At 53.7% G+C, this 25,346-nt stretch carries 24 protein-coding genes, 2 pseudogenes and 1 other annotated feature; of the genes and pseudogenes, 13 read left to right on the top strand and 13 right to left on the bottom strand.

All coding sequences use genetic code 11. The features are described from left to right. Positions 1-4 precede the first annotated feature (4 nt). The 9 genes from pduO (at position 5) to pduX (ending at position 8,405) form a co-directional block, all read left to right on the top strand. The gene (gene pduO, locus HV477_RS11070) at positions 5-1,015 is read left to right on the top strand and encodes a two-domain cob(I)yrinic acid a,c-diamide adenosyltransferase PduO (protein ID WP_079899079.1); all 1,011 of its coding nucleotides are present in this window, start codon (positions 5-7) and stop codon (positions 1,013-1,015) included. Then, positions 1,012-2,406 (top strand): CoA-acylating propionaldehyde dehydrogenase PduP, encoded by a 1,395-nt coding sequence (gene pduP, locus HV477_RS11065; protein WP_079899078.1) that lies wholly within the window; start codon positions 1,012-1,014, stop codon positions 2,404-2,406. The genes pduO and pduP overlap by 4 nt, the downstream gene beginning before the upstream one ends. Before the next feature lie 11 nt (positions 2,407-2,417). Continuing rightward, complete coding sequence (gene pduQ / locus HV477_RS11060) at positions 2,418-3,530, top strand: 1-propanol dehydrogenase PduQ (RefSeq protein ID WP_175064960.1); 1,113 nt, start codon at positions 2,418-2,420, stop codon at positions 3,528-3,530. Then, entirely contained in the window at positions 3,527-4,882 is a 1,356-nt protein-coding gene (gene pduS / locus HV477_RS11055; protein WP_079899076.1) for a cobalamin reductase PduS, read from the top strand. Before pduQ ends, pduS begins: the two co-directional genes overlap by 4 nt. Before the next feature lie 2 nt (positions 4,883-4,884). After that, complete coding sequence (gene pduT / locus HV477_RS11050; RefSeq protein ID WP_000075774.1) at positions 4,885-5,439, top strand: propanediol utilization microcompartment protein PduT; 555 nt, start codon at positions 4,885-4,887, stop codon at positions 5,437-5,439. Then, entirely contained in the window at positions 5,439-5,789 is a 351-nt protein-coding gene (gene pduU / locus HV477_RS11045) for a propanediol utilization microcompartment protein PduU (RefSeq protein ID WP_000441103.1), read from the top strand. Before pduT ends, pduU begins: the two co-directional genes overlap by 1 nt. 4 nt (positions 5,790-5,793) lie before the next feature. Next, entirely contained in the window at positions 5,794-6,246 is a 453-nt protein-coding gene (gene pduV, locus HV477_RS11040) for a propanediol utilization protein PduV (RefSeq protein WP_000826277.1), read from the top strand. Beyond that, positions 6,231-7,445, top strand: coding sequence for a propanediol utilization propionate kinase PduW (gene pduW / locus HV477_RS11035; RefSeq protein WP_079899075.1), 1,215 nt, complete (start codon positions 6,231-6,233; stop codon positions 7,443-7,445). The genes pduV and pduW overlap by 16 nt, the downstream gene beginning before the upstream one ends. Positions 7,446-7,538: 93 nt before the next feature. Beyond that, positions 7,539-8,405, top strand: coding sequence for an L-threonine kinase PduX (pduX, locus tag HV477_RS11030; protein ID WP_001808089.1), 867 nt, complete (start codon positions 7,539-7,541; stop codon positions 8,403-8,405). A 33-nt stretch (positions 8,406-8,438) separates the two neighbouring features. Here pduX and HV477_RS11025 read toward each other — a convergent pair whose 3' ends face one another. The 8 genes and pseudogenes from HV477_RS11025 to HV477_RS10990 all read right to left on the bottom strand — a co-directional run. Then, positions 8,439-8,774, bottom strand: a complete 336-nt coding sequence (locus HV477_RS11025; RefSeq protein WP_000450405.1) for a DUF496 family protein — start codon at positions 8,772-8,774, stop codon at positions 8,439-8,441. Positions 8,775-9,018: 244 nt separating this feature from the next. Continuing rightward, positions 9,019-10,077, bottom strand: coding sequence for an FUSC family protein (locus HV477_RS11020; RefSeq protein WP_001200858.1), 1,059 nt, complete (start codon positions 10,075-10,077; stop codon positions 9,019-9,021). Between the two features lie 118 nt (positions 10,078-10,195). Continuing rightward, the gene (sbmC, locus tag HV477_RS11015) at positions 10,196-10,663 is read right to left on the bottom strand and encodes a DNA gyrase inhibitor SbmC (RefSeq protein WP_000384326.1); all 468 of its coding nucleotides are present in this window, start codon (positions 10,661-10,663) and stop codon (positions 10,196-10,198) included. A 150-nt stretch (positions 10,664-10,813) separates the two neighbouring features. Beyond that, entirely contained in the window at positions 10,814-11,986 is a 1,173-nt protein-coding gene (dacD, locus tag HV477_RS11010; RefSeq protein WP_000925044.1) for a serine-type D-Ala-D-Ala carboxypeptidase DacD, read from the bottom strand. 123 nt (positions 11,987-12,109) lie between these two features. Next, positions 12,110-12,874 (bottom strand): thiosulfate reductase cytochrome B subunit, encoded by a 765-nt coding sequence (gene phsC / locus HV477_RS11005; RefSeq protein WP_001092553.1) that lies wholly within the window; start codon positions 12,872-12,874, stop codon positions 12,110-12,112. Then, on the bottom strand, positions 12,871-13,449 hold the full coding sequence (gene phsB / locus HV477_RS11000; RefSeq protein ID WP_001016236.1) for a thiosulfate reductase electron transport protein PhsB: 579 nt from the start codon (positions 13,447-13,449) through the stop codon (positions 12,871-12,873). Before phsB ends, phsC begins: the two co-directional genes overlap by 4 nt. A 14-nt stretch (positions 13,450-13,463) precedes the next feature. Further along, positions 13,464-15,740 carry a thiosulfate reductase PhsA gene (phsA, locus tag HV477_RS10995; RefSeq protein ID WP_000028219.1) on the bottom strand — a complete coding sequence of 759 codons (2,277 nt, stop codon included), beginning with the start codon at positions 15,738-15,740 and terminating at the stop codon, positions 13,464-13,466. Positions 15,741-15,999: 259 nt separating this feature from the next. Continuing rightward, positions 16,000-16,092, bottom strand: a pseudogene (locus tag HV477_RS10990) (heavy metal-binding domain-containing protein); the annotation flags it as partial. A gap of 266 nt (positions 16,093-16,358) precedes the next feature. Here HV477_RS10990 and sopA point away from each other — a divergent pair. Next, the gene (gene sopA / locus HV477_RS10985) at positions 16,359-18,707 is read left to right on the top strand and encodes an SPI-1 type III secretion system effector HECT-type E3 ubiquitin transferase SopA (protein WP_175064959.1); all 2,349 of its coding nucleotides are present in this window, start codon (positions 16,359-16,361) and stop codon (positions 18,705-18,707) included. A 129-nt stretch (positions 18,708-18,836) separates the two neighbouring features. Here sopA and HV477_RS28405 read toward each other — a convergent pair. After that, a pseudogene (locus HV477_RS28405) lies at positions 18,837-18,914 on the bottom strand (hypothetical protein); the annotation flags it as partial. 159 nt (positions 18,915-19,073) lie between these two features. On the opposite strand from HV477_RS28405, the gene sbcB reads away from it, so the two are divergent. Beyond that, positions 19,074-20,504, top strand: coding sequence for an exodeoxyribonuclease I (sbcB, locus tag HV477_RS10980; RefSeq protein ID WP_000216702.1), 1,431 nt, complete (start codon positions 19,074-19,076; stop codon positions 20,502-20,504). 135 nt (positions 20,505-20,639) lie between these two features. Here the strand turns inward: sbcB and plaP are convergent, their stop codons facing one another. The 4 genes from plaP to HV477_RS10960 form a co-directional block, all read right to left on the bottom strand. Beyond that, positions 20,640-21,998, bottom strand: a complete 1,359-nt coding sequence (gene plaP, locus HV477_RS10975; RefSeq protein WP_001519005.1) for a putrescine/proton symporter PlaP — start codon at positions 21,996-21,998, stop codon at positions 20,640-20,642. Further along, entirely contained in the window at positions 21,988-22,050 is a 63-nt protein-coding gene (yoeI, locus tag HV477_RS10970) for a membrane protein YoeI (protein ID WP_096335044.1), read from the bottom strand. The genes plaP and yoeI overlap by 11 nt, the downstream gene beginning before the upstream one ends. A gap of 233 nt (positions 22,051-22,283) precedes the next feature. After that, positions 22,284-23,198, bottom strand: coding sequence for a LysR family transcriptional regulator (locus HV477_RS10965; RefSeq protein ID WP_000803316.1), 915 nt, complete (start codon positions 23,196-23,198; stop codon positions 22,284-22,286). 45 nt (positions 23,199-23,243) lie between these two features. Continuing rightward, positions 23,244-24,068, bottom strand: a complete 825-nt coding sequence (locus HV477_RS10960) for an SDR family oxidoreductase (RefSeq protein ID WP_000754712.1) — start codon at positions 24,066-24,068, stop codon at positions 23,244-23,246. 162 nt (positions 24,069-24,230) lie between these two features. Here HV477_RS10960 and hisL point away from each other — a divergent pair, with 162 nt between their 5' ends. Beyond that, a complete protein-coding gene (hisL, locus tag HV477_RS10955) occupies positions 24,231-24,281 on the top strand; it encodes a his operon leader peptide (protein ID WP_001364200.1) in 51 nt (16 codons plus the stop codon). Further along, positions 24,257-24,380 (top strand) — a sequence feature (His leader region). (Overlaps the previous gene by 25 nt.) Positions 24,381-24,427: 47 nt before the next feature. Beyond that, positions 24,428-25,327, top strand: a complete 900-nt coding sequence (gene hisG, locus HV477_RS10950) for an ATP phosphoribosyltransferase (RefSeq protein WP_079899074.1) — start codon at positions 24,428-24,430, stop codon at positions 25,325-25,327. The last annotated feature ends 19 nt before the right edge of the window (positions 25,328-25,346 follow it).

The following is a 25,346-nucleotide window of genomic DNA, read 5'->3' as shown; positions in this document are numbered from 1 at the left end:
GGTTATGGCGATTTATACCCGAACAGGTGACGCTGGCACCACATCACTGTTTACCGGCCAGCGGGTGAGCAAAACCCACCCGCGGGTTGAAGCCTACGGCACGCTGGATGAGCTGAATGCCGCGCTGAGCCTGTGCGCCTGCGCCGCTGCGGATGAAAATCACCGCACCTTACTCGAGGCCATCCAGCAGCAACTTTTTTGGTTTAGCGCAGAGCTGGCCAGCGACAGCGAGCAGCCGTCGCCCAAACAGCGCTACATCAGCAGCGAAGAGATTTCGGCCCTGGAAGCCGCTATCGATCGGGCAATGGCCCGCGTCGAACCGCTGCACAGCTTTATTTTACCCGGACGCTGCGAAGCCGCGAGCCGATTACATTTTGCCCGCACGCTGGCGCGCCGCGCCGAACGCCGTCTGGTTGAACTGACAACTGAAGTCAACGTACGCCAGGTGCTGATGCGCTACATCAACCGCTTATCGGACTGCCTGTACGCCCTGGCCCGCGCGGAAGATAGCGATGCGCACCAGGCCAACATCATCCGTGAAGTTAGCAAGCGCTATCTGGCTGCCTGCCAGCCGCCCCACAACAAGGGGACGACGCCAGTGGCCCTCTCATTCCACGATCTGCACCAGCTCACCCGCGCCGCCGTTGAACGCGCGCAGCAACTGCAGGTTCCGGTAGTCGTCAGCATCGTTGACGCGCACGGCACGGAAACTGTGACCTGGCGGATGCCGGACGCCCTGCTGGTCAGCAGCGAACTGGCGCCGAAAAAGGCCTGGACCGCTGTTGCTATGAAAACGGCGACCCATGAGCTGAGCGATGTCGTTCAGCCAGGCGCGGCGCTTTATGGACTGGAAAGTCATTTACAGGGAAAAGTGGTCACCTTTGGCGGCGGTTACGCCCTGTGGCGCGACGGCATATTAATTGGGGGTCTTGGCATCAGCGGCGGCAGCGTTGAGCAGGACATGGACATAGCACAGACCGCCATCGCGGCTATTAACGTGGGAACACATCAATGAATACTTCTGAACTCGAAACCCTGATTCGCACCATTCTTAGCGAGCAATTAACCACGCCAGCGCAAACGCCGGTCCAGCCTCAGGGCAAAGGGATTTTCCAGTCCGTGAGCGAGGCCATCGACGCCGCGCATCAGGCGTTCTTACGTTATCAGCAGTGCCCGCTAAAAACCCGCAGCGCCATTATCAGCGCGATGCGTCAGGAGCTGACGCCGCTGCTGGCGACCCTGGCGGAAGAGAGCGCCAGTGAAACGGGAATGGGCAACAAAGAAGATAAACTCCTCAAAAACAAGGCTGCGCTGGACAACACGCCGGGCGTAGAAGATCTCACCACCACCGCGCTGACCGGCGACGGCGGCATGGTGCTGTTTGAATACTCACCGTTTGGCGTTATCGGTTCGGTCGCGCCGAGCACCAACCCGACGGAAACCATCATCAACAACAGCATCAGCATGTTGGCGGCGGGCAACAGCGTCTACTTTAGCCCGCATCCGGGAGCGAAAAAGGTCTCTCTGAAGCTGATTAGCCTGATTGAAGAGATTGCCTTCCGCTGCTGCGGCATCCGCAATCTGGTGGTGACCGTGGCTGAACCCACCTTCGAAGCGACCCAGCAGATGATGGCCCACCCGCGAATCGCGGTACTGGCTATTACCGGCGGCCCCGGCATTGTGGCAATGGGCATGAAGAGCGGTAAGAAGGTGATTGGCGCTGGCGCGGGTAACCCGCCCTGCATCGTCGATGAAACAGCGGACCTGGTGAAAGCGGCAGAAGATATCATCAACGGCGCGTCATTCGATTATAACCTGCCCTGCATTGCCGAGAAAAGCCTGATCGTAGTGGAGAGCGTCGCCGAGCGTCTGGTGCAGCAAATGCAAACCTTCGGCGCGCTGTTGCTAAGCCCTGCCGATACCGACAAACTCCGCGCCGCCTGCCTGCCAGAAGGCCAGGCGAATAAAAAACTGGTCGGCAAGAGCCCATCGGCCATGCTGGAAGCCGCCGGGATCGCTGTCCCTGCAAAAGCGCCGCGTCTGCTGATTGCGCTGGTTAACGCTGACGATCCGTGGGTCACCAGCGAACAGTTGATGCCGATGCTGCCGGTGGTAAAAGTCAGCGATTTCGATAGCGCGCTAGCGCTGGCCCTGAAGGTTGAAGAGGGGCTGCATCATACCGCCATTATGCACTCGCAGAACGTGTCACGCCTGAACCTCGCGGCCCGCACTCTGCAAACCTCGATATTCGTCAAAAACGGCCCCTCTTATGCCGGGATCGGTGTCGGCGGCGAAGGCTTTACCACCTTCACTATCGCCACGCCAACCGGTGAAGGGACCACGTCAGCGCGTACTTTTGCCCGCTCCCGGCGCTGCGTGCTGACCAACGGCTTTTCTATTCGCTAACCGAGGTCGCGATGAATACCTTCTCACTACAAACGCGGTTGTACAGCGGTCAGGGCAGCCTGGCGGTGCTCAAGCGCTTTACCAATAAGCACATCTGGATAATCTGCGATGGTTTTCTGGCGCGCTCTCCGCTGCTGGATACCCTGCGTAACGCGCTGCCCGCAGATAACCGCATCAGCGTCTTTAGCGAGATAACGCCGGACCCCACCATCCATACCGTGGTGCAGGGTATTGCGCAAATGCAGGCCCTGCAACCGCAGGTGGTGATCGGTTTTGGCGGCGGCTCGGCAATGGACGCGGCGAAAGCGATTGTCTGGTTTAGCCAGCAAAGCGGCATCAATATCGAAACCTGCGTGGCGATCCCGACCACCAGCGGCACCGGTTCGGAAGTGACCAGCGCCTGCGTAATTAGCGACCCGGATAAAGGCATTAAGTACCCGCTGTTCAACAATGCGCTGTATCCGGATATGGCGATCCTCGACCCGGAGCTGGTGGTCAGCGTGCCGCCGCAGATTACCGCCAACACCGGTATGGACGTGCTGACCCACGCCCTGGAAGCGTGGGTGTCACCGCACGCCAGCGACTTTACCGACGCGCTGGCGGAAAAAGCCGCCAAACTGGTGTTCCAGTATCTGCCCACGGCGGTGGAAAAAGGCGACTGCGTGGCGACACGAGGAAAAATGCACAACGCCTCAACGCTCGCCGGGATGGCCTTCAGCCAGGCGGGGCTGGGGCTTAACCACGCGATAGCCCACCAGCTTGGCGGACAGTTTCATCTGCCGCACGGGCTGGCCAATGCGCTGCTGCTCACGACGGTGATCCGCTTTAACGCGGGTGACCCGCGCGCCGCCAAACGCTACGCGCGGCTGGCCAAAGCCTGCGGTTTTTGCCCGGCAGAAGCCAACGATGTCACGGCGATCAATGCGCTGCTTCAGCAAATCGAACTGCTTAAGCAACGCTGTGCCCTTCCCTCACTGGCCGTTGCGCTAAAAGAAGGAAGATCCGACTTTTCCGCACATATTCCAGCGATGGTGCAGGCCGCGCTGGCGGATGTCACGTTGCGCACCAACCCGCGCCCGGCCAGCGCCGAGGAAATTCGCGAGCTGCTGGAGGAACTGCTATGAGCGCCGCCATCAACAGCGTTGAAATGTCCCTTAGCGCCGATGAAATTCGTGAGCGCGTTCGCGCAGCGGGCGTTGTCGGCGCGGGTGGCGCAGGTTTTCCCGCCCACGTTAAGCTACAGGCGCAGGTAGAGATTTTTCTGGTAAACGCCGCCGAATGTGAACCGATGCTCAAGGTTGACCAGCAGCTAATGTGGCAGCAAGCTGCGCGTCTTGTTCGCGGCGTACAGTACGCCATGACGGCAACCGGCGCGCGCGAAGGGGTGATTGCCCTGAAAGAAAAATACCGCCGGGCCATCGACGCCCTTACCCCGCTACTGCCCGCCGGTATCCGCCTGCATATTCTGCCGGATGTTTATCCGGCGGGCGATGAGGTGCTGACTATCTGGATGGCAACCGGTCGTCGGGTCGCCCCTGCCGCGTTGCCTGCCAGCGTCGGCGTGGCCGTCAATAACGTGCAAACGGTGCTCAATATTGCCCGGGCGGTCGAGCAGCAGTTTCCGGTCACTCGTCGCACGTTGACCGTGAACGGCGCGGTCGCCAGACCGTTGACCGTTACCGTTCCTGTCGGCATGTCACTGCATGAAGTGCTGGCGCTGGCGGGCGGCGCAACGGTCGACGACCCTGGTTTTATTAACGGCGGCCCGATGATGGGTGGCCTGATTACCTCTCTTGATAACCCGGTGACGAAAACTACCGGCGGCCTGCTGGTGCTCCCCAAAAGCCATCCGCTTATCCAGCACAGAATGCAGGACGAGCGCACGGTGCTTTCCGTCGCGCGCACCGTCTGCGAACAGTGCCGACTGTGTACCGATCTCTGCCCACGGCATCTGATCGGCCACGAACTCTCTCCGCACCTGCTGGTGCGGGCGGTGAACTTTCATCAGGCTGCCACGCCGCAGCTGCTGCTGAGCGCCCTTACCTGCTCGGAATGCAACGTTTGCGAAAGCGTGGCCTGCCCGGTCGGGATCTCGCCGATGCGCATCAACCGCATGTTAAAACGCGAGCTGCGGGCGCAAAACCAGCGCTACGAAGGGCCGCTGAATCCGGCCGACGAAATGGCGAAATATCGCCTCGTGCCAGTGAAGCGGCTGATCGCCAAACTGGGGCTTAGCCCCTGGTATCAGGAAGCACCGTTGGTTGAAGACGAACCGGCTGTAGGAACAGTGACTTTGCAACTGCGCCAGCATATTGGTGCCAGCGCAGTAGCGAACGTTGCGGTGGGAGAACGCGTGACACGCGGGCAATGCGTTGCCGATGTCCCTCCTGGCGCGCTCGGCGCCCCCATTCACGCCAGCATCGACGGCGTTGTATCGGCCATCAGCGAACAGGCCATCACGGTTGTAAGAGGTTAACCATGTCTCAGGCTATAGGAATTTTAGAACTCACCAGCATCGCCAAAGGGATGGAGCTTGGTGATGCGATGCTGAAAAGCGCCAACGTCGATCTATTGGTCAGCAAGACCATCTGCCCGGGGAAGTTTTTACTGATGCTCGGCGGGGATATCGGCGCTGTCCAGCAGGCCATTGAAACCGGTACGTCGCAGGCCGGCGAGATGCTCGTCGACAGCCTGGTGCTGGCAAATATTCATCCCAGCGTACTTCCGGCCATCAGCGGCCTGAACAGCGTCGATAAGCGCCAGGCGGTAGGTATCGTCGAAACCTGGAGCGTGGCGGCCTGCATTAGCGCCGCAGACCGGGCGGTGAAAGGCTCAAACGTCACCCTGGTGCGGGTGCATATGGCCTTCGGCATCGGCGGTAAATGCTACATGGTGGTGGCGGGCGACGTTTCTGACGTCAATAACGCCGTGACAGTCGCCAGCGAAAGCGCGGGCGAGAAAGGGTTGTTGGTTTACCGTTCGGTGATCCCACGCCCGCATGAAGCCATGTGGCGACAGATGGTGGAGGGATAATGGAAAGACAACCGACAACGGATCGCATGATTCAGGAATACGTGCCGGGGAAACAGGTCACTCTCGCGCACCTGATTGCTAATCCGGGAAAAGATTTATTTAAGAAGCTGGGCCTGCAGGATGCGGTGTCCGCCATTGGCATCCTTACCATTACGCCCAGCGAGGCGTCGATTATCGCCTGCGATATCGCCACTAAATCCGGCGCGGTGGAAATTGGTTTTCTCGATCGCTTTACCGGTGCCGTGGTGCTGACCGGCGACGTTTCCGCCGTCGAGTATGCCCTCAAGCAGGTAACGCGCACGCTGGGCGAAATGATGCAGTTCACCACCTGTTCGATCACCCGGACGTAACGTCATGAAGCGTTTGATGTTTATCGGCCCCAGCCAGTGCGGAAAAACCTCGCTGACCCAAAGCCTGCGCGGCGAAGCGCTCCATTATAAGAAAACCCAGGCCATTGAATGGTCGCCGATGGCCATCGACACGCCGGGCGAATACCTGGAGAACCGCTGCCTGTACAGCGCCCTGCTAACCAGCGCCTGCGAGGCCGACGTTATCGCCCTGGTGTTAAATGCCGACGCCCAGTGGTCGCCCTTTTCTCCGGGGTTTACCGCCCCGATGAACCGCCCGACGATTGGCCTGGTCACCAAGGCCGATCTCGCCGAGCCGCAGCGTATTTCGCTGGTTGCGGAATGGCTTACGCAGGCTGGCGCACAGCAGATTTTTATTACCAGCGCGCTGAATAACTCGGGTCTCGACGCCGTGCTGGATTTTCTGAATTCGAAGGAACCTTTATGTCTTACAAAATAATGGCCATTAACGCCGGTAGCTCATCGTTAAAATTTCAGCTGCTGGAGATGCCGCAGGGCGACATGCTCTGTCAGGGGCTGATTGAGCGTATCGGTATGGCAGATGCGCAGGTGACAATTAAGACGCACAGCCAAAAATGGCAGGAAACCGTCCCCGTTGCCGATCATCGCGATGCGGTAACGCTGCTTCTGGAAAAGCTGCAGGGTTATCAAATCATTAACAGTCTGCGGGACATTGATGGGGTGGGCCATCGTGTGGCGCACGGCGGTGAATTTTTTAAAGACTCGACGCTGGTCACGGATGAAACGTTAGCGCAAATCGAACGTCTTGCTGAACTGGCCCCGCTTCACAACCCGGTAAACGCGTTGGGTATTCACGTTTTTCGTCAACTGTTGCCTGATGCCCCTTCCGTAGCCGTGTTTGATACGGCATTTCACCAGACGCTGGATGAACCCGCCTATATTTACCCGCTTCCCTGGCATTATTACGCGGAACTGGGGATTCGCCGTTATGGCTTTCATGGCACCAGCCATAAGTATGTCAGCGGCGTTCTGGCGGAAAAGCTGGGCGTACCACTCAGCGCATTACGGGTGATTTGTTGTCATCTTGGAAACGGTAGCAGCATCTGCGCCATCAAGAACGGGCGTTCGGTCAATACGTCGATGGGCTTTACGCCGCAGTCAGGCGTGATGATGGGCACCCGTAGCGGAGATATTGATCCCTCTATTCTGCCGTGGATAGCCCAGCGCGAAAGCAAAACGCCGCAACAGTTGAATCAGTTATTAAATAATGAGTCAGGCTTGCTGGGCGTTTCTGGCGTGTCGTCTGATTACCGCGATGTCGAACAGGCAGCCAATACCGGTAACCGGCAGGCTAAACTCGCTCTCACTCTGTTTGCCGAACGCATTCGCGCCACCATTGGCAGCTATATTATGCAAATGGGAGGACTGGATGCGCTGGTATTCACTGGGGGCATTGGCGAGAACTCAGCGAGCGCCAGATCGGCGGTGTGCCATAATTTGCAATTTTTAGGCTTAGCCGTTGATGAAGAGAAAAATCAGCGTAATGCGACATTTATCCAGACGGAGAACGCCCTGGTGAAAGTCGCCGTCATCAACACCAACGAAGAGTTAATGATCGCACAAGACGTTATGCGCATTGCGCTACCGGCCACGGAAGGGCTTTGTGTACCAGCCTGAGAGGGTTATACGACGCATTGCGGCAAGTCATGGTAATAACGCTTTTACCATGACACTATGCGCGCACACTATTCGTACCTGAAAGGTGATAACGTGGCTGTTGCGCAATGCCCCGCCTCATGCGGAGAACTTATCCAGGGATGGATTCTGGGCAGTGAGAAACTGGTCTCCTGCCCCGTTGACTGGTACAGCACCGTAGCAGTCACGGCTGCGCCGCCGTTGGTAAACGAGCGTCCATTGTCGCGGGCGATGGTGGAGCGAGTTCTGGCGCACTGGCAGTATCCTGCGCACTGGAGTAACGAGATTCGCGTCGATGTGCGTTCGTCAATTCCCGTTGCCAAAGGCATGGCCAGCAGCACCGCAGATATTGCCGCTACGGCAGTGGCAACGGCACATCATCTTGGCCATTCGCTGGATGAAACCACCCTTGCACAGCTTTGCGTCTCAATCGAACCCACCGATAGCACCGTTTTTCATCAGTTAACGCTGTTTGATCATAATAATGCGGCCACGCAAATCGCCTGCGAGCCACCGCCGCCAATCGATTTGCTGGTACTGGAAAGCCCGGTCACACTGCGCACGCAAGATTACCACCGTCTCCCTCGCCAGCAGAAATTAATAGCAAGTTCACCAACCTTGCAGCAGGCCTGGAATCTGGTGCAGGAAGCCTGTATAACGCAAAATCCGCTCCGACTGGGTGAGGCGGCTACGCTTAGCGCTATCGCCAGCCAGACGCTGTTACCTAAGCCAGGATTTACCGCCCTGCTGTCGCTGGTCGAAGAGTGTGATTTATACGGATTGAACGTGGCACATAGCGGTAGCGTGGTGGGTCTGATGCTGGACCGGAAACGTCATGACATTGCGCGCCTGAAAGGTAAGCTGGCAGAGAAAAAACTTACCCGACACTGGCCAAAACAACATTTACTCAAGATGGTCACAGGCGGGGTCAAACTGCAGTGAGAGCCTGATATACGCTCCCACTGCCGTAGCGCATTATTCGGCTTTTACATCGGCGTGTTTCATTTCGCCCATCGCTTTCAGCTTTTTGGAAATGTCGCGACGCTCTTTGGAGATTTCGGCATTTTTAATGATGTAGTCATCAACGCGATCTTCATAGTCGCTTTTCATACTGGCGATGATACCCTGAATCGCCTCAACGCTCATACCTGGCTTGATGTAGTCGCTCAGGTTGTCCAGCAGCAGCACACGCTTCTGGTTGTCACGGATCTTCTTCTCAATGTCCTGAATTTCACGCTGCAGTTTATTTTTACGACGGAACAGACGAACAAACTCCAGCACGTCCTGGAAAGAAGGCTTGGTTGTTTCCATTTTTACACCCCTGATAATGTGAGATTCGGATTCGTTAAGCAACTGCTAGTGGATAAACATTACGTTTATCCCCGTCATACTTCAAGCCGCCAGAGGAAACACCGTTACGTCGCCGTCTGGGGAAACCTGAAGGTTCGGGGATAAAATCGTTGCCAGTAGCACTCATTTTATCCTTATATTAGTATCATACTCTTAATCTTTGCTGAATCGAAGCAGCAACAAATTCATTCGCCCCATCTGCTTTTTATTTGCGCAAAGCCCGGCAGATCAAGTGTGAAAGCAGTTCCAACTGTCGGGCCGTTTCCATACTTAGCCAAACATAGCCGTGGATGGGGGTTTCAGCCACCGCGTCGCCCTGCTGCTCGTTCATTAGCTGCCGCAACTCGGCAGCAATATCATTCAGTTTACCGGTGTTTGCCAGTACCGGCTGCGGGTTGCCTTCAAACAACGCGTGGGCGATCGTTAGCAAGGTTTGCTGCGTCATCTGCTGGGTTTCACGCAATGTGTGCGCGTTAAGCATCACAAAATGGCTGGCGCGCGTCGCCCAGTGGGCATTGATTTGTAATTCAAGCATACAAACCAGGTTGCGGTTGATGGTCTGAATGGCCTCGAAAATAGATTTTTGTATCCGGGTTTCTTTACTGGCAGGCGTTATCAGCCCGCGCATTTTGACGACATCGTTCAGCAACCGTTGCAAATGTTTATCCAACCGGGGGCGCTCCAGCAAATTCGGCGACAGCGCTGCCTGATACACCCGATTATACGCCGTGACGCAATGAGCCAGTTGGATGCGCCAGTGCAAAAAGGCGCGCTGGGGCCAGATGCCGGTAAACAACATTGCCAGTAGCGACCCCAAAATCACATCCCCGCCACGCCATAATGCCGTATTCATATCACCAGCGGGAGCGCCGACAACAACGGCGAGCGTTATGCCTATCAGTAGCGCCTGATACGGTTTTTTCCCTAAGGCCAGCCAGCCGCACAAAAACATCGCTATCGCACACCACACCAGCATCAGCGGTAAGGAAAAGAGCTCCAGGCGTAGCGCCACCAGCCCTAACGCCGCGCCCAGGATCGTACCGCCTATGCGCTCAAAAGCACGAGGCACTACATTTCCCCAGAATGAGATGGGCCCCATAATCACCACTAACGTGATTAGCGGCCATGTGCCCTCGGGAATAGAAAACAGACGAACCAGCAGAAAGGTAAGAATGAACGCCAGGGCGATACGTATGCCATGCACGATGCGATAATGACGGTACAACCGTATTTCAAAAGGGCTTAATGACTTATCGGCACGCACGCTTGCGCTCCTTACGGGAATGGCAAAAAATGCATTGTACCTGCTTTATAGCAAAAATAGCGCACTGGCGGACGGAACACATTATCCGTCCGCTCTTTTCAGCCAGGAAACCAGTCGATCACTTCCGCTGTACCGGAATATACATTTCAATATCCCAGTATCCATCTTCCATGCCGTTATTCAGATAGGTTTCAAAACAGGGCGCAGAGGCTATCTGATAAGCGCTATCCTGCTCCAGGACGTCAAAAAACCGTTCCCACGGCTTCGCAAAGTCACGGTCTTCCACACGCGCGACAGCAGTGGCATATTCGCCGCCTTCAATGGCGGTCACGATTACGCCTTCGCTATTGTCCGGCAGGATGAAATTCTCTGCCACGGACACCACGGTATCGCAGCGGAGTTTTTCCGCAGGTACGACATCTGGATTGTCGTAATAGACGGCAATCCATTCAACTGGCACGATCCGCTGTCGATCCACCCACGTCATCAGTTGTTCAAAACCCTGCTTCACGGTGTGTTCCCATGGACCGACCATGTGGAAACCGGCTATCTTGCGTTTTTGTTCCTGCCTGATTTCGTAATCCATGCTGCCTCCGTCACTTTACTATACTGTATGAATGTACAGTATAATTACAGCCTTTTACGGTCACAAGGACAGCGTGATCATTTTGTGAGCAACCTCGCAATCCCGCCCTTTTGACACCTCAGATGACGGTGAACGGTGTGTGACAACGGCTTACGCTTTATGCTGAAAATAGTCGCTCAGACGAGAGAACATACCGCCTTTACCCACCGATTCCAGAGTGACCAGCGGCCACTGAGCGATCAGTTTATCCCGATCGTAGAGCTCTATTTCACCTACCCGTTGATGGGCGGCGATTGGCGCCTCCAGCTCTTTTCTATCCAGCACATATTTTGCTTTGATATGCGGAATTTCCGCTTTGGGCAGCGCCATCCAGAAATCCTGTTCCGTACCCAGCGCAATCTTTTCTTTGTCTCCATACCAGATTCGCTCGCTGCCCACTTTTTTACCGCTGTGCAAAATCTGCACCGTCGCAAAGTTTTGCTGGCCCCACTGCAACAGTTTTCGCGCCTGTTCCTCACGACCTTTCGAACTTTTCGCTCCCATCACGACGGCGATAAGTCGGCGCTGCCCGTCCACCGCCGATGCGATAAGATTAAATCCCGCCCCCGATGTGTGTCCGGTTTTAAGCCCATCGATATGCATGGTCTTATCCCATAACAAGCCGTTGCGGTTCTGCTGCGTGATGCCGTTCCAGGTCAGGCTTTTCTCGCTGTACATGTGATAAAATTCAGGTTCGCCGTGAATAATCGCCCGGGAGAGTACGGCCAGATCATACGCGGAGCTATGTTGTCCCGGCGCATCCAGACCGTGGACGGTTTCAAAATGGGTATCCTGCAAATTGAGTTTTTTCACATAGCTGTTCATCATCGCCACAAACTGCGGCTGCCCGCCCGCGATATAATCCGCCAGCGCCACACAGGCATCGTTACCGGAATCCACAATTAAGCCACGGCTTAAATCGCGTACCGACACGCGATCCCCTTCTTTTAAAAACATCAACGAGGAGCCGACAAACACCGGATTATCCTTCGCCCAGGCGTCGCGCCCAACGGTGACGATATCGTCAGGGCTGATACGATGACTATCGATGGCGCGATCGACGACGTAGCCCGTCATTAGCTTGGTAAGGCTGGCGGGATTACGTTGCTGGTGTTCATTACCGGCGGTAAGAACCTGTCCCGTAGTGTAATCCATCAACACCCAGGCGCCTGCATCAATGGCTGGCGGTTGGGGAGCAAAACTTACGGCATCGGCCGCAAGCGCAGGAGAAAGGTGCATCGCGAATAAAGAAGCGGCAATAAACAAACGGCGTTTCAACAGCATGTCCTCAGGATGGTCTCTATTTGCCGTTCTTTTTACGGAAGTTCAGTTAAACAAACATGGATAAATTGCAAGAAAATGTGACACAAGGCACATTTTCTTGCTGACATTATTTTATGGATACGCTCAGACGGCGGACTTATCCCCGCGCGGCGCGGTACGATGACGATGATAGCCGTCAACCATGCTACGGAAAATTTGTCCCGGCGTGTCGCCAAGAGTACACAGATAGAGATGCGCGCAAATAAACAGTAAGCCGATGATAGCAAGCGCCATATGCAGCACCAGCATCACAGGGCCCAGACCCGCAACCTGCGGATAGAGACACAACAAACCGGTGATGATTAACAGCGGTACCAGCGCGTACATAATCGCCAGATATGCCAGTTGTTGCAGTGGATTGAACTTATTCTGCTCTGTTGCCGCGAACGGATGCGCTTCCCCTTTCATAATGCCAAAAAGGTAAAAACGCGTCTGGCGTATGCAGCGCGTTACCAGTCCGGAAAAATTTACCCGATAGTGACGCCCGTTACCTGTGGTGAGATTGATCAGCACAAACCCGACCCAGAAAGCCAGTAAGGCAAAACCACACCAGGTATGCACTTGTACCATTAGCGCTACAGGGCCGAGAGAAAAATGACCAAATAAACCGCTTAACAGTAATAAAACAAACAGTAACGCATTTCCCCAATGCCAACGGCGAATCGCCAGCGAGTAGAGATAGTCACGATGTTCTTCACCGCCCGCCGTTTTTGGCGCCAGCATCCGGCGCAATAACGCATGGATAACCAGCCCAACAAGCATGAGCAGCACCACGACGCCTGCGTAAATTAACCACAGCGGCCAATAATCTGGCGCATAATGTAGTTCCGCTCCCCAGATAGTATTCATGCTTTACCCTCCTGATGGACTTCTTTACGACGGTACAGACTGACCGCGCCGCTACGCGCCTCCTGCTGGCGATAGACCTCTTTCTGACCGACCCAGCGCTGGATCTCGCTCTCATCCAGTCTGCCGAATTTCAGCGCGTCCGTTGGGCAAACGGATACGCACGCCGGAGACTGGCCAGCCGCCAACCGCGTGTCGGCACAGAAGTTACACTTGTCGGCGACACCGGTTTGCGGATTCAAATAGCGCACATGGAAAGGACATGCGGCAACACAATAATCGCAGCCAATACAGCGCGATTTATCCACCTGCACGATCCCGTTTTCATCACGATATGACGCTCCGGTAGGACAAACGCTGACACATGGCGCATTTTCACAGTGCTGACAGGAGACGCGGACAAATTGAAAATGGGTTAGTGCGTTGGATGCCTGTTCAGGGGCGCGAATTTGTACCTGTACGCGGCTAAATCCCTCCGGTACGTCATTAAGCACTTTGCAGGCAACGGTACACGCCTGGCAGCCGATACAACGTTTTTCATCATGCAGCATGACGTACTGATTCGTTAAATGATTCATGGTTCCCTCCTCCCTCATGCCCGGCTCAGCGTCACGCCTGCGGTATGCACTACCGTACCGGATACCGGACTCGTCACGTGCGGCAGTAAATTTCCGCAGTGGATACCGTGTGTCGTCGCCGCCGTTTTGGCCCCAGCTTTAGCGCCAAATCCCATATAGACAAAAAGCGTGTCCGGGCGGATACCGGGCGTCACCAGCGCCTTACCTTTCTCTTTACCCGTGGCATTTTCCAGCCAGATCTCATCGCCGGTCTTAATGCCTTTTTCTTGCGCCGTTTGCGGATGAACCCAGACCGCGTTATCCCACATTAGCTCGCTGAGTAAAGGTACGTACTGCGTCGCGCCATTGGTATGCACGGCCACCTTGCCCTGAATGAAGTAAAGCTCATTCTCTTTTTTCAGCGCAAAGTCACGAACGCGCGGAACGCCGTAGCCAGGGAGCAATTCCTCCAGGGTTGCGGAATAAAGTTCGATTTTGCCGGAGGGCGATTTGAAGCGAAGCTGTTCGCCATAGGTGTTGTCACTGTCCGTCGCGATAGCGCCGGGGTAACGCGCCGTAAACTGACGAACGGATTCTGGTTCGCGTAATAGCAGCGGAACGCCCCATTCGAGATACCCTTTCTGTCGCAGTTCCTTCGCTAAGGCATGGTCGCCGTTCAACTGATAGAGTTGGCGCGTCTGCATATCCTGCCACGGATAGTACTGCCCTAATCCCAACTGCTCGCCAAGTTCTTTCCAGATTTGCCAACTCGGACGCGCCTCGCCAATCGGCTCTACGACCTGTTGGCGCAGAGCGTAAGCCGGGTGCAGTCCCGACATATCGGATACCTCTTCGTCCCGTTCGAGATAGGTGCATTCCGGCAGCAGATAGTCGGCATATGCCGCGCTCTCGCTCAAATAGACATCGCAGCTGACCACCAGATCCAGTTGCTCAACGGTTTTTACCAGGTCCGAACGACAGGTGACGGTCTGGAAAGGATTATGCCGCGACATAATCCACGCCTTTATCGGGTAAGGCTTCTGGGTTAACGCCGCGTCAATAATGCTTTGCACCACGCCGCCGCCAGCGGCGATATATTTAAACTGCGGTGCGACCAAATCGATGCGTTGCGCCGTCGGTTTCGGCATATTTTTAATGTTGAGTTTCGCCAGCGTTGGCGCGACCTTTTCTCCGGCCAGTTTATTGTAAACAGACGCGTTTTTTTTCTGATATAGCCCGCCTTCGCGCTCAATATTACCGAGCAGCACATTAAGCGTAAAAATCATACGCCGCATATCAATCTCTTCCTGCGAGAACGTCGCGCGATGACCAGGACTGACAATAGCGTGAGGCGCGCAGGCGGCCAGTTCGCGTGTCACCCGGACAATAACGTCGGCTGGGACATCGGCCTGCGCGGCGGCCCATTCCGGCGTCGTCTCTTTTACCGCCTGTGCTAACTGTTCAAATCCGCTGGTATAACGCTCAACAAAAGACGCATCGTAGAGCTGTTCATCAATCATGACGTGGCACATCGCCAGCAGAACCGCTAAATCCCCCCCGGGACGAATAGCGTGCCACTCATCCGCCTTGCTGGAAAATATCGACAGACGCGGATCGAAGCTCACCATTTTGGCCCCCTTCTCCTGCGCGGTCATTAACTCATGGGTATCGGCAACTTCAATCCCTTCATACAAATTGTGGCCAAACGAAACCAGATAGCGCGTGTTAGCGATATCCATCGCCAGATCGCCGCCCATCATCACTTTTGCCGCAATGGCTTTCCCGGCAGGGCATGTTGAGGCGTGCGTAAAGGTATTAGGCGAACCAAAGGCCGTAGCCAGATGGAAAAGATGGCTAGAGAGCGAGCCCGATTTGGAAGAGAAAGCCACGCTCTCGGGGCCATGCTGCGCTTTGATGGCATTCATTTTCGCCGCGATTTCCTGGTAAGCCTGTTGCCAGCTAATCACCTGCCATTCACCGTCGCCGCGTGGCCCGGTGCGTTTCATAGGTTTTACAATCCGTTGCGGGTCATTGACCAGGCTGACGCCGCTCCCGCCCCTGGCGCATATGCGCGTCCCCTGCTGCGGCGCAGAAGGATTGCCCTGGATAAAAACGGTCTTGTTATTGACTACCTGCGCCTGAATAGGGCAACGAAAGGAACACATTTCGCACAAGCTTGGCGTTAGCGTGGTTTTACCGTTAATGCCGGCAATCGGGTTGCGCGCCAGCGCCCCGGGCGGAAAAGCGCCCAGCGCGCAGGCAGAGCAGCCGATGCCTACCCCCTGCAAAAAAGAACGACGACTAATGCTCATATAACCTCCTGTTATTAGATATAGCTGAAGATTATATTTAATTTGTATTATGAAATGTCGGCTTCAATCACAATTTGAAATAGTTGTTAAAATGAGCATGTCAACACGATAAAACCTTTTATTTTATAAATATTTTACATTTCCTGAACACGCACATGGACTGTCATTGAATAATCAGCAGAATTACCAAACAACCCGCTGTTAATTATAAAAATGATACAATTCCAATAACACGTAATAATATTTAAAAGAAAACGATTATTTCCTGAAAAGCGATTTCACGCGCTTTACGCAGTTCTTTCTCATACGCGCCGGAACGTCCGCCGACGATATCCCGAATGCCGGTGAAAAACGCTGGTTGAGCATCGAAGCGGGTTTACTTTTGCGTGCACACGGGCTTCGTTACCCGACCCGCTCCCTTATGCCTTGATTTTTCCGCAGATACGTCAGCGTCCCACAATACGGTGACATGATGACAGGATGGACACTTTCTGAAAGAAACCTGCCAGATAACATGGTGAATTGTAATCTCCATCGCCATACCGACATATGAAGCTTACTTTTAAGGCGTTAAAAATCCAGACCGTTTTTCCATAATGATGTTGATAAGGAATTCTAATGAAGATATCATCAGGCGCAATTAATTTTTCTACTATTCCTAACCAGGTTAAAAAATTAATTACCTCTATTCGTGAACATACGAAAAACGGGCTCACCTCAAAAATAACCAGTGTTAAAAACACGCATGCTTCTTTAAATGAAAAAATTAAAACAGGAAAGAGCTCATCGATTGAGTTCGCGTTACCACAAAAAATAAAAGACTTGTTTCAGCCGAAAAATAAAAACACCTTAAACAAAACATTGATTACCGTTAAAAATATTAAAGATACAAATAATGCAGGTAAGAAGAATATTTCAGAAGAAGATGCCTCAAAAATAAATGCAGCATTCATGCGTAAGCATATTGCAAATCAATCACGTGATTATAATTACAGAGTGACAGGTGCGGCCCCGCTCCCCGGTGGAGTCTCTGTATCAGCTAATAACAGGCCCACGGTTTCTGAAGGTAGAACACCACCAGTATCACCCTCCCTCTCACTTCAGGCTACGTCTTCCCCGTCATCACCTGCCGACTGGGCTAAGAAACTCACGGATGCAGTTTTACGGCAGAAAGCCGGAGAAACCCTTACGGCCGCAGATCGCGATTTTTCAAACGCAGATTTCCGTAATATTACATTCAGCAAAATATTGCCCCCCAGCTTCATGGAGCGAGACGGCGATATTATTAAGGGGTTCAACTTTTCAAATTCAAAATTTACTTATTCTGATATATCTCATTTACATTTTGACGAATGCCGATTCACTTATTCGACACTGAGTGATGTAGTCTGCAGTAATACAAAATTTAGTAATTCAGACATGAATGAAGTGTTTCTACAGTATTCAATTACTACACAACAACAGCCCTCTTTTATTGATACAACATTAAAAAATACGCTTATACGTCACAAAGCCAACCTCTCTGGCGTTATTTTACATGAACCGGATAATTCATCACCCCCGTCAGTATCAAGGGGCGGAAATTTTATTCGTCTAGGTGATATCTGGCTGCAAATGCCACTCCTTTGGACTGAGAACGCTGTGGATGGATTTTTAAATCATGAGCACAATAATGGTAAAAGTATTCTGATGACCATTGACAGCCTGCCCGATAAATACAGTCAGGAAAAAGTCCGGGCAATGGAAGACCTGGTGAAGTCATTGCGGGGCGGCCGTTTAACAGAGGCAGGTATCCGGCCAGTTGAAAGTTCGCTGGTGAGCGTACTGGCCCACCCCCCCTATACGCAAAGTACGCTTATCAGCGAGTGGATCAGGCCTGTTCAGGAACGTTTTTTTGCCCACCAGTGCCAGACCTATAATGACGTTCCCCTGCCGGCTCCTGACACATATTATCAGCAGCGCATACTGCCTGTGTTGCTGGATTCGTTTGACAGGAACAGCGCCGCCATGACCACTCACAGCGGACTCTTTAATCAGGTGATTTTACACTGTATGACAGGCGTGGACTGCACTGATGGCACCCGCCAGAAAGCTGCGGCGCTTTATGAACAGTATCTTGCGCACCCGGCGGTGTCTCCCCACATCCATAATGGACTCTTCGGCAATTATGACGGCAGCCCGGACTGGACAACCCGCGCCGCAGATAATTTCCTGCTGCTTTCCTCCCAGGATTCAGACACGGCGATGATGCTCTCCACTGACACGCTGTTAACAATGCTAAACCCTACTCCTGACACCACATGGGACAACTTTTACCTGCTGCGAGCCGGAGAGAACGTTTCCACTGCGCAAATCTCTCCGGTAGAGTTATTCCGTCATGACTTTCCGGTGTTTCTCGCCGCATTTAATCAGCAGGCCGTGCAGCGACGCTTTGGGGAACTGATTGATATCATCCTCAGCACTGAAGAGCACGGGGAACTGAACCAGCAGTTTATTGCCGCCACGAACCAGAAACATTCCACCGTGAAGTTGATTGATGATGCCTCAGTGTCGCGTCTGACCAGCATTTTTGACCCCTTGCTTCCTGAAGGCAAACTCAGCCCGGCACACTACCAGCACATCCTCAGTGCTTATCACCTGACGGACGCCACCCCACAGAAGCAGGCGGAAACCCTGTTCTGTCTCAGTACCGCATTCGCACGCTATTCCTCCAGCGCCATTTTCGGCACTGAGCATGACTCTCCGCCGGCCCTGAGAGGCTATGCGGAGGCGCTGATGCAGAAAGCCTGGGAGCTGTCTCCGGCGATCTTCCCGTCCAGCGAACAGTTTACCGACTGGTCCGACCGTTTTCACGGCCTCCATGGCGCCTTTACCTGTACCAGCGTTGTGGCGGATAGTATGCAACGTCATGCCAGAAAATATTTCCCGAGTGTTCTGTCATCCATCCTGCCACTGGCCTGGGCCTAGTCCAGCCTCAACCCGCATGAAATTAAGGGACACAGCGTTGTGTCCCTCTGTACATAGACCCGTTTTAGTCCATGCATTTTTTGAGATCCCGGCCAGATTGCCCCTGGCCTAAATTCCATACAGTACTAAATCAGAATCAGTAATTTCAGATGGACCGGAATATGGTTTACCATAGAGGGAGCGTAGTTTAGTGTCGCTGATGGTCATTTTAGTATTTTGTACTCAATGATTTTAATGTTTATGTACTCACCATCGCATGTACGAACATTAGCAACAATATCAATTGGTGTACAAATACAATCAATCAACGACAAAATAAAAGAATAAAATATTTCATATACAGATAACATCAGGCGTGTACATCAAGTGACAGTTAAAAACGACAGCATACAGAGCACATTCCTCTTCCACGATTACGAAACCTTCGGTACGCATCCGGCCCTCGACAGACCTGCGCAATTCGCCGCGCTCCGTACGGATAACGACTTCAACGTTATTGGCGAGCCGGAGGTGTTTTATTGCAAACCCGCCGATGATTATCTACCGCAGCCCGGCGCGGTGCTGATTACCGGCATCACGCCGCAGGAAGCGCGTGAGAAAGGAGAAAACGAAGCCGCTTTCGCCAGACGCATTCATGCGCTGTTTACCGTTCCTAAAACCTGCGTTGTGGGCTACAACAATGTGCGCTTTGATGATGAAGTCACGCGCAATATTTTTTATCGCAACTTTTACGATCCCTATGCCTGGAGCTGGCAGCATGATAATTCACGTTGGGATCTATTGGATGTCATGCGCGCCTGTTATGCGCTGCGCCCGGAGGGAATTAACTGGCCGGAAAACGACGACGGCCTGCCCAGCTTTCGTCTGGAACATTTAACCCAGGCGAACGGGATCGAACACAGCAACGCGCATGATGCGATGGCGGATGTCTACGCCACTATTGCGATGGCGCAACTGGTGAAAACACGCCAGCCGCGGCTGTTTGATTATCTTTATAGCCACCGCAGTAAACATAAACTGGCGGCGCTGATTGACGTTCCGCAAATGAAGCCGCTGGTGCATGTCTCCGGCATGTTTGGCGCGTGGCGCGGTAATACAAGCTGGGTCGCGCCGCTGGCGTGGCATCCTGAAAACCGTAACGCGGTGATCATGGTCGATTTAGCAGGCGATATTTCTCCTCTTCTTGAGCTGGACAGCGACACCCTTCGCGAGCGGCTTTATACGGCCAAAGCCGATCTTGGCGATCACGTCGCAGTGCCGGTAAAGCTGGTGCATATCAATAAATGTCCGGTACTGGCGCAGGCGAATACCTTGCGCCCGGAGGATGCCGACCGGCTGGGAATTAACCGCCAGCACTGCCTGGATAACCTGAAAGTGTTGCGTGAAAACCCGCAGGTCCGCGACAAAGTGGTGGCGATTTTTGCCGAAGCCGAACCTTTTGCCGCCTCGGATAACGTTGATGCCCAGCTCTATGATGGTTTTTTCAGCGATGCCGATCGCGCAGCCATGAAAATCGTACTCGAAACCGAGCCGCGTAACCTGCCCGCGCTGGACATTACCTTTGTCGATAAGCGCATTGAGAAGCTGCTGTTTAATTACCGCGCACGCAATTTTCCCGGTACGCTGGATGACGCAGAGCAGCAGCGCTGGCTGGAGCATCGACGTCAGGTGCTGACGCCGGAGTTTTTACAACAATATGCCAATGAATTGCAGATGCTTTCTCAGCAGTATGCGGAAGATAAAACGAAGCTGGGGTTGCTGAAATCACTGTGGCAGTACGCAACCGAGATTGTGTAATTGACCAATGCCTGACGGGCATTGTTAATCCAGAGCGGATAAAAAGTGACGCCGCCATCCGGTAAACATGCTGGATGACAAACAAAAAACCGGAGGCACTGCCTCCGGTTTTACTATTGCCGATAATACGTGCGATTACGCGACGTCTTCGTACTGTGGAACCGGGTTACGGAAGCTTTTAGTTACGCACGCCAGATAAATCAGCCCGATACCCGCCCAGATCAGGCCCAGTACCATTGAGCTCTCTTCCAGGTTAACCCACAACGCACCAACCGTGAGCGCGCCGCACATGGGCAGGAACAGATACTGGAAGTGATCTTTCAACGTTTTATTACGCTTCTCACGGATCCAGAACTGCGAAATCACCGACAGGTTAACAAAGGTAAACGCGACCAGCGCACCAAAGTTAATCAGCGCCGTCGCCATCACCAGGTCAAAATTAATCGCCAGCAGCGCGATCGCCCCGACCAGGATGATGTTCATCGCTGGCGTACGCCATTTCGGATGAACGTAACCGAAGAAGCTTTTCGGGAATACGCCGTCGCGCCCCATTACGTACATCAGGCGCGCTACGCCTGCATGCGCCGCCATACCGGAAGCCAGCACGGTGATAGTAGAGAAGATCAGCGCGCCCACCTGGAAGGTTTTACCCGCCACGTACAGCATAATTTCCGGCTGAGACGCATCCGGATCTTTAAAGCGAGAGATATCCGGGAAGTACAATTGCAGGAAATAGGTTGCAAAGATGAAGATCAGGCCGCCAATCAGCGCAGTCAGGAAAATCGCACGCGGGATCACGCGTTCAGCATCTTTGGTCTCTTCCGACAGGTTACTGATGCCGTCAAAGCCGGTAAAGGAGAAGCACAGGATCGTCGCTCCCGTAATCATCGGGATAACGTGCGCATCGCCGGACCAGAACGGACGGGTGCTCGCCAGCGTACCGGCGCCTTCGCCTTCAAATACGCCATAAACCACCATGCCCAGAATGACCGCAATCAGCACCACCTGTAGCACCACAATCACAGTGTTGAAGTTAGCGACCGATTTGAGGCTGCGCAGGTTAAAGGCCGTCATAAAGGCCACCAGCGCCACGACAAACACCCATGAGGGAATGGAGGGCACCAGCGCTTCAAAATAAATTTTCGCCAACAGAATGTTGATCATCGGCGCGAACAGATAATCGAGCAGAGAAGACCAACCCACCATAAAGCCAACGGTCGGGCTGATGGATTTCTGGGCATAGGTGTACGCCGAACCCGCGGAAGGGTAGCGACGCACCAGTTTCCCGTAGCTCAACGCCGTAAACAGAATCGCGATTAACGCGAATGCATACGCCGTCGGTACGTGACCGTCAGTGAGGCCTGAAACGATACCAAATGTATCGAACAGCGTCATCGGCTGCATATAGGCAAGACCCATCATTACAACCGGAACTAACGTAAGCGTTTTACGTAATTCCACGCGAGAGGTGTTTGGAGTAACGTTATGCGACATGGTCATTCTCCTTTACGGCGAATGCCGTCGCGTAAGCAAAAAATTGCCCCATTTTCTGGATTCCTCAGCGACAACAACTGTCGATTTTTAAGTAAGTATCTATCCGGTACGAAGCCCGGCCTCTTGGTATTGAATGATGTGTTTGAAGCAAAAAAATAACCGACGCGTATTAAAACGTCGGTTAGTGTCATTTTTTGCAAGCGGCGTATTCTGCCCTAAATTGAAGTGAAATGACAAGAGAATGCGAGCGCGTTCAAAAAATTATTTTTCATAAGCGATTGATTTTTAAACCGGCGATTTTGCATACACCCCAGCAATAGCATTATTTGCTAAAATTTCATCCCGCCACCAGCCGCTGGCCAGCCCGGCAGTCTGTTCATTCCAGCCAACCCACACCGGTTCATAGACGATTTGCGCCACGACTTTCTTCTCTATAAGCGCGCCGCTTTCCAAAAATCGCTGCGCCAGATAACGCGGTAAATAGCCGCATCCCAGGCCACTAATTTGCAGCTCCAGCTTGGTTTTAAAATCAAACACGGTAATCGCTTCCTGAGCGTCGAGCAGTTCAGACCCTATTGATCGCGAGGAATGGACGCTATCGCCAACCACAATCGCGCGAAAACGTTTGATCGTCTGGCGGCTAAGCGGTTCCTCTTCATGAACCAGCGGATGATGCGGGGCGACAGCAAACACCAGTTCAAGATCGCCCAGTCTTGCAAAGCCAAAGCCGGTGTCAGGCGGCGGCGCGCGCATGGCGCCAACGATGATATCCGCCCTTCCCTGCGTCAGCGTCTCCCATGAACCGCCGAGAACGCCATTAACAAATTTAAGGCGCGTCACGCTGTGGCGTTGATAAAAAGCGTCGATAAGCGGGGCCAGAAGAGAAAAGGGAAAGGTATCATCCACACCGATGACCAGTTCGTTCTCCCAGCCTTCATGCAGTTTAATCGCCTGCTTTTCCAGCTCGCGAACGGTGTGCAGCACTTCACGGCCTTTTTCCAGTAGCATTTTACCGGTTCGCGTAAATCGCGCGCGATGCCCGCTACGGTCGAGCAGTTGGATATTAAGATCGTTTTCCAGCTTATGAACGGTATAACTGAGGGCGGACGGCGTTTTAAATAATTTTGCCGACGCCGCCGCGAAGCTGCCTTCTTTTTCTAACGCATCAAGAATAATCAGAACGTCCAGCAGTGGTTTCATACTCGTCCCCTTGCGCTATATGGCGACCACCTGCTGGACAGCGATTCACTCCATCGGCATCACCAGCGGATCGGGATATTGATATTCAAATCCCAGCTCATTACAAATCCGGCTACCGTCGATAATCTTCCCTTTGCCGTTGTCCGGTGCGTCACGAAAATGCGGCGGCGCCATTCCCAGCAAGCGCGTCATTTGCGGATAAAACACGTTGCGGGCTGGATGCGCCGGCGCACATATATTATAGATGTGCCCCCCTTTTGGCGCCTGTAGCAAGAGGGTAATTGCGCCAACCACGTCTTCAAGATGCACCAGATTGACCCCGTGTTGACCATCCGGCGCGGTTTTTCCGGCAAAGAAACGACCGGGATGGCGTCCAGGCCCGACCAACCCCGCCAGCCGCAGAATATCTACTGACGTGCCCGGCAGATTATGCAGCCAATCTTCCAGTTCCTTCAGGGTACGCCCGCTGGCCGTGACCGGATTACGCGGCGTATTCTCTTTCACCACGCCTTGCGCATCGCCGTAAACAGACGTCGAACTGGTAAAAATAATACGCGGGATACGATAAGCCAGCGCGCTGTCGACCAGCTCCTGCATCGCCTGCAGATAAAAATCCTCTCCTGGACCGCTACGGCGCGCGGGCAGTGTTATCACCAGCGCATCGACATCCAGCAGAGCGTCAAGATCGTCCGCCTCACAGACCAGCTCCGGCTCCAGACGCAGCGGATAGCTTTCAATTCCACTCATACGGGCCGCTTCCACCCCGTCAAGGGTGGTTTTGCTGCCGGTAACCTGCCAGCCTCTCGCTGCCAGCGACATTGCCAGCGGCATGCCTAACCAACCTAAACCGACAATTGCGACCTTTTTCATCCATTTTCTCCTGACTTTAACGCCTTATACATAAGGCTACGCCAGCCCGCCGTGACTGACAATTCATACTATAAATGCGAAATGAAAAAAGCGCTTGCTTTAAGGCGTAAAAGTGGTTTAGGTTAAAAGGTATCAAATGAATAAGCATTCATCGGAATTTTTATGACACGCGTTCAATTTAAACACCACCATCATCACCATCATCCTGACTAGTCTTTCAGGCGATGTGTGCTGGAAGACATTCAGATCTTCCAGTGGTGCATGAACGCATGAGAAAGCCCCCGGAAGATCATCTTCCGGGGGCTTTTTTTTTGGCGCGCGATACAGACCGGTTCAGACAGGATAAAGAGGAACGCAGAATGTTAGACAACACCCGCTTACGCATAGCTATTCAGAAATCAGGCCGTTTAAGCGATGATTCACGAGAATTGCTGGCCCGCTGCGGCATAAAAATTAATTTACACACTCAGCGCCTGATTGCGATGGCGGAAAACATGCCGATTGATATCCTGCGCGTGCGTGATGATGACATTCCGGGTCTGGTGATGGATGGCGTGGTCGATCTCGGCATTATCGGCGAGAACGTGCTGGAAGAAGAGCTACTCAATCGCCGCGCGCAGGGCGAAAATCCGCGCTATTTTACCCTGCGCCGTCTTGACTTCGGCGGCTGCCGTTTATCGCTGGCAACGCCGGTTGACGAAGCCTGGGACGGCCCGGCCGCGCTGGACGGTAAACGTATCGCTACCTCTTATCCGCACCTCCTCAAACGCTACCTCGACCAGAAAGGCGTCTCTTTTAAATCGTGTCTGTTAAATGGTTCTGTCGAAGTCGCGCCGCGCGCGGGGCTGGCCGACGCTATCTGCGATTTGGTCTCTACCGGCGCGACGCTTGAAGCTAACGGCCTGCGTGAAGTCGAAGTTATCTACCGCTCTAAAGCCTGTCTGATTCAGCGCGACGGTGAGATGGCACAGAGCAAGCAAGAGCTGATCGATAAATTACTGACCCGTATTCAGGGTGTGATTCAGGCGCGCGAATCGAAATACATCATGATGCACGCGCCAAGTGAACGCCTGGAAGAGGTTATCGCCCTGCTGCCAGGCGCCGAAAGGCCGACAATTCTGCCGCTGGCGGGCGAGCAACAGCGCGTGGCGATGCACATGGTCAGCAGCGAAACGCTGTTCTGGGAAACCATGGAGAAACTGAAAGCGCTTGGCGCCAGCTCGATTCTGGTACTGCCGATCGAGAAGATGATGGAGTGATCTGACGCCTGATGGCGCT

Source organism: Salmonella sp. SG203, from assembly GCF_013350575.1.
Lineage (GTDB): Bacteria > Pseudomonadota > Gammaproteobacteria > Enterobacterales > Enterobacteriaceae > Salmonella > Salmonella enterica.
Note: the sequence above shows the minus strand (reverse complement) of the source record. Positions and strands in the feature narration are given on the sequence as shown.

What these genes read in the sequence shown, in the direction of transcription:
- pduP (WP_079899078.1), top strand. Translation starts at nt 1,012, where the DNA reads ATGAATACTTCTGAACTCGAAACCCTGATTCGCACCATTCTTAGCGAG.
- dacD (WP_000925044.1), bottom strand. Translation starts at nt 11,986, where the DNA reads ATGCTGTTGAAACGCCGTTTGTTTATTGCCGCTTCTTTATTCGCGATG.
- plaP (WP_001519005.1), bottom strand. Translation starts at nt 21,998, where the DNA reads ATGTCGCATAACGTTACTCCAAACACCTCTCGCGTGGAATTACGTAAA.
- pduV (WP_000826277.1), top strand. Translation starts at nt 5,794, where the DNA reads ATGAAGCGTTTGATGTTTATCGGCCCCAGCCAGTGCGGAAAAACCTCG.
- HV477_RS11025 (WP_000450405.1), bottom strand. Translation starts at nt 8,774, where the DNA reads ATGGAAACAACCAAGCCTTCTTTCCAGGACGTGCTGGAGTTTGTTCGT.
- pduT (WP_000075774.1), top strand. Translation starts at nt 4,885, where the DNA reads ATGTCTCAGGCTATAGGAATTTTAGAACTCACCAGCATCGCCAAAGGG.
- phsC (WP_001092553.1), bottom strand. Translation starts at nt 12,874, where the DNA reads ATGAATACTATCTGGGGAGCGGAACTACATTATGCGCCAGATTATTGG.
- sbmC (WP_000384326.1), bottom strand. Translation starts at nt 10,663, where the DNA reads ATGGATTACGAAATCAGGCAGGAACAAAAACGCAAGATAGCCGGTTTC.
- pduQ (WP_175064960.1), top strand. Translation starts at nt 2,418, where the DNA reads ATGAATACCTTCTCACTACAAACGCGGTTGTACAGCGGTCAGGGCAGC.
- phsB (WP_001016236.1), bottom strand. Translation starts at nt 13,449, where the DNA reads ATGAATCATTTAACGAATCAGTACGTCATGCTGCATGATGAAAAACGT.
- hisG (WP_079899074.1), top strand. Translation starts at nt 24,428, where the DNA reads ATGTTAGACAACACCCGCTTACGCATAGCTATTCAGAAATCAGGCCGT.
- sopA (WP_175064959.1), top strand. Translation starts at nt 16,359, where the DNA reads ATGAAGATATCATCAGGCGCAATTAATTTTTCTACTATTCCTAACCAG.
- pduS (WP_079899076.1), top strand. Translation starts at nt 3,527, where the DNA reads ATGAGCGCCGCCATCAACAGCGTTGAAATGTCCCTTAGCGCCGATGAA.
- pduO (WP_079899079.1), top strand. Translation starts at nt 5, where the DNA reads ATGGCGATTTATACCCGAACAGGTGACGCTGGCACCACATCACTGTTT.
- HV477_RS10960 (WP_000754712.1), bottom strand. Translation starts at nt 24,068, where the DNA reads ATGAAAAAGGTCGCAATTGTCGGTTTAGGTTGGTTAGGCATGCCGCTG.
- phsA (WP_000028219.1), bottom strand. Translation starts at nt 15,740, where the DNA reads ATGAGCATTAGTCGTCGTTCTTTTTTGCAGGGGGTAGGCATCGGCTGC.
- pduU (WP_000441103.1), top strand. Translation starts at nt 5,439, where the DNA reads ATGGAAAGACAACCGACAACGGATCGCATGATTCAGGAATACGTGCCG.
- HV477_RS10965 (WP_000803316.1), bottom strand. Translation starts at nt 23,198, where the DNA reads ATGAAACCACTGCTGGACGTTCTGATTATTCTTGATGCGTTAGAAAAA.
- pduW (WP_079899075.1), top strand. Translation starts at nt 6,231, where the DNA reads ATGTCTTACAAAATAATGGCCATTAACGCCGGTAGCTCATCGTTAAAA.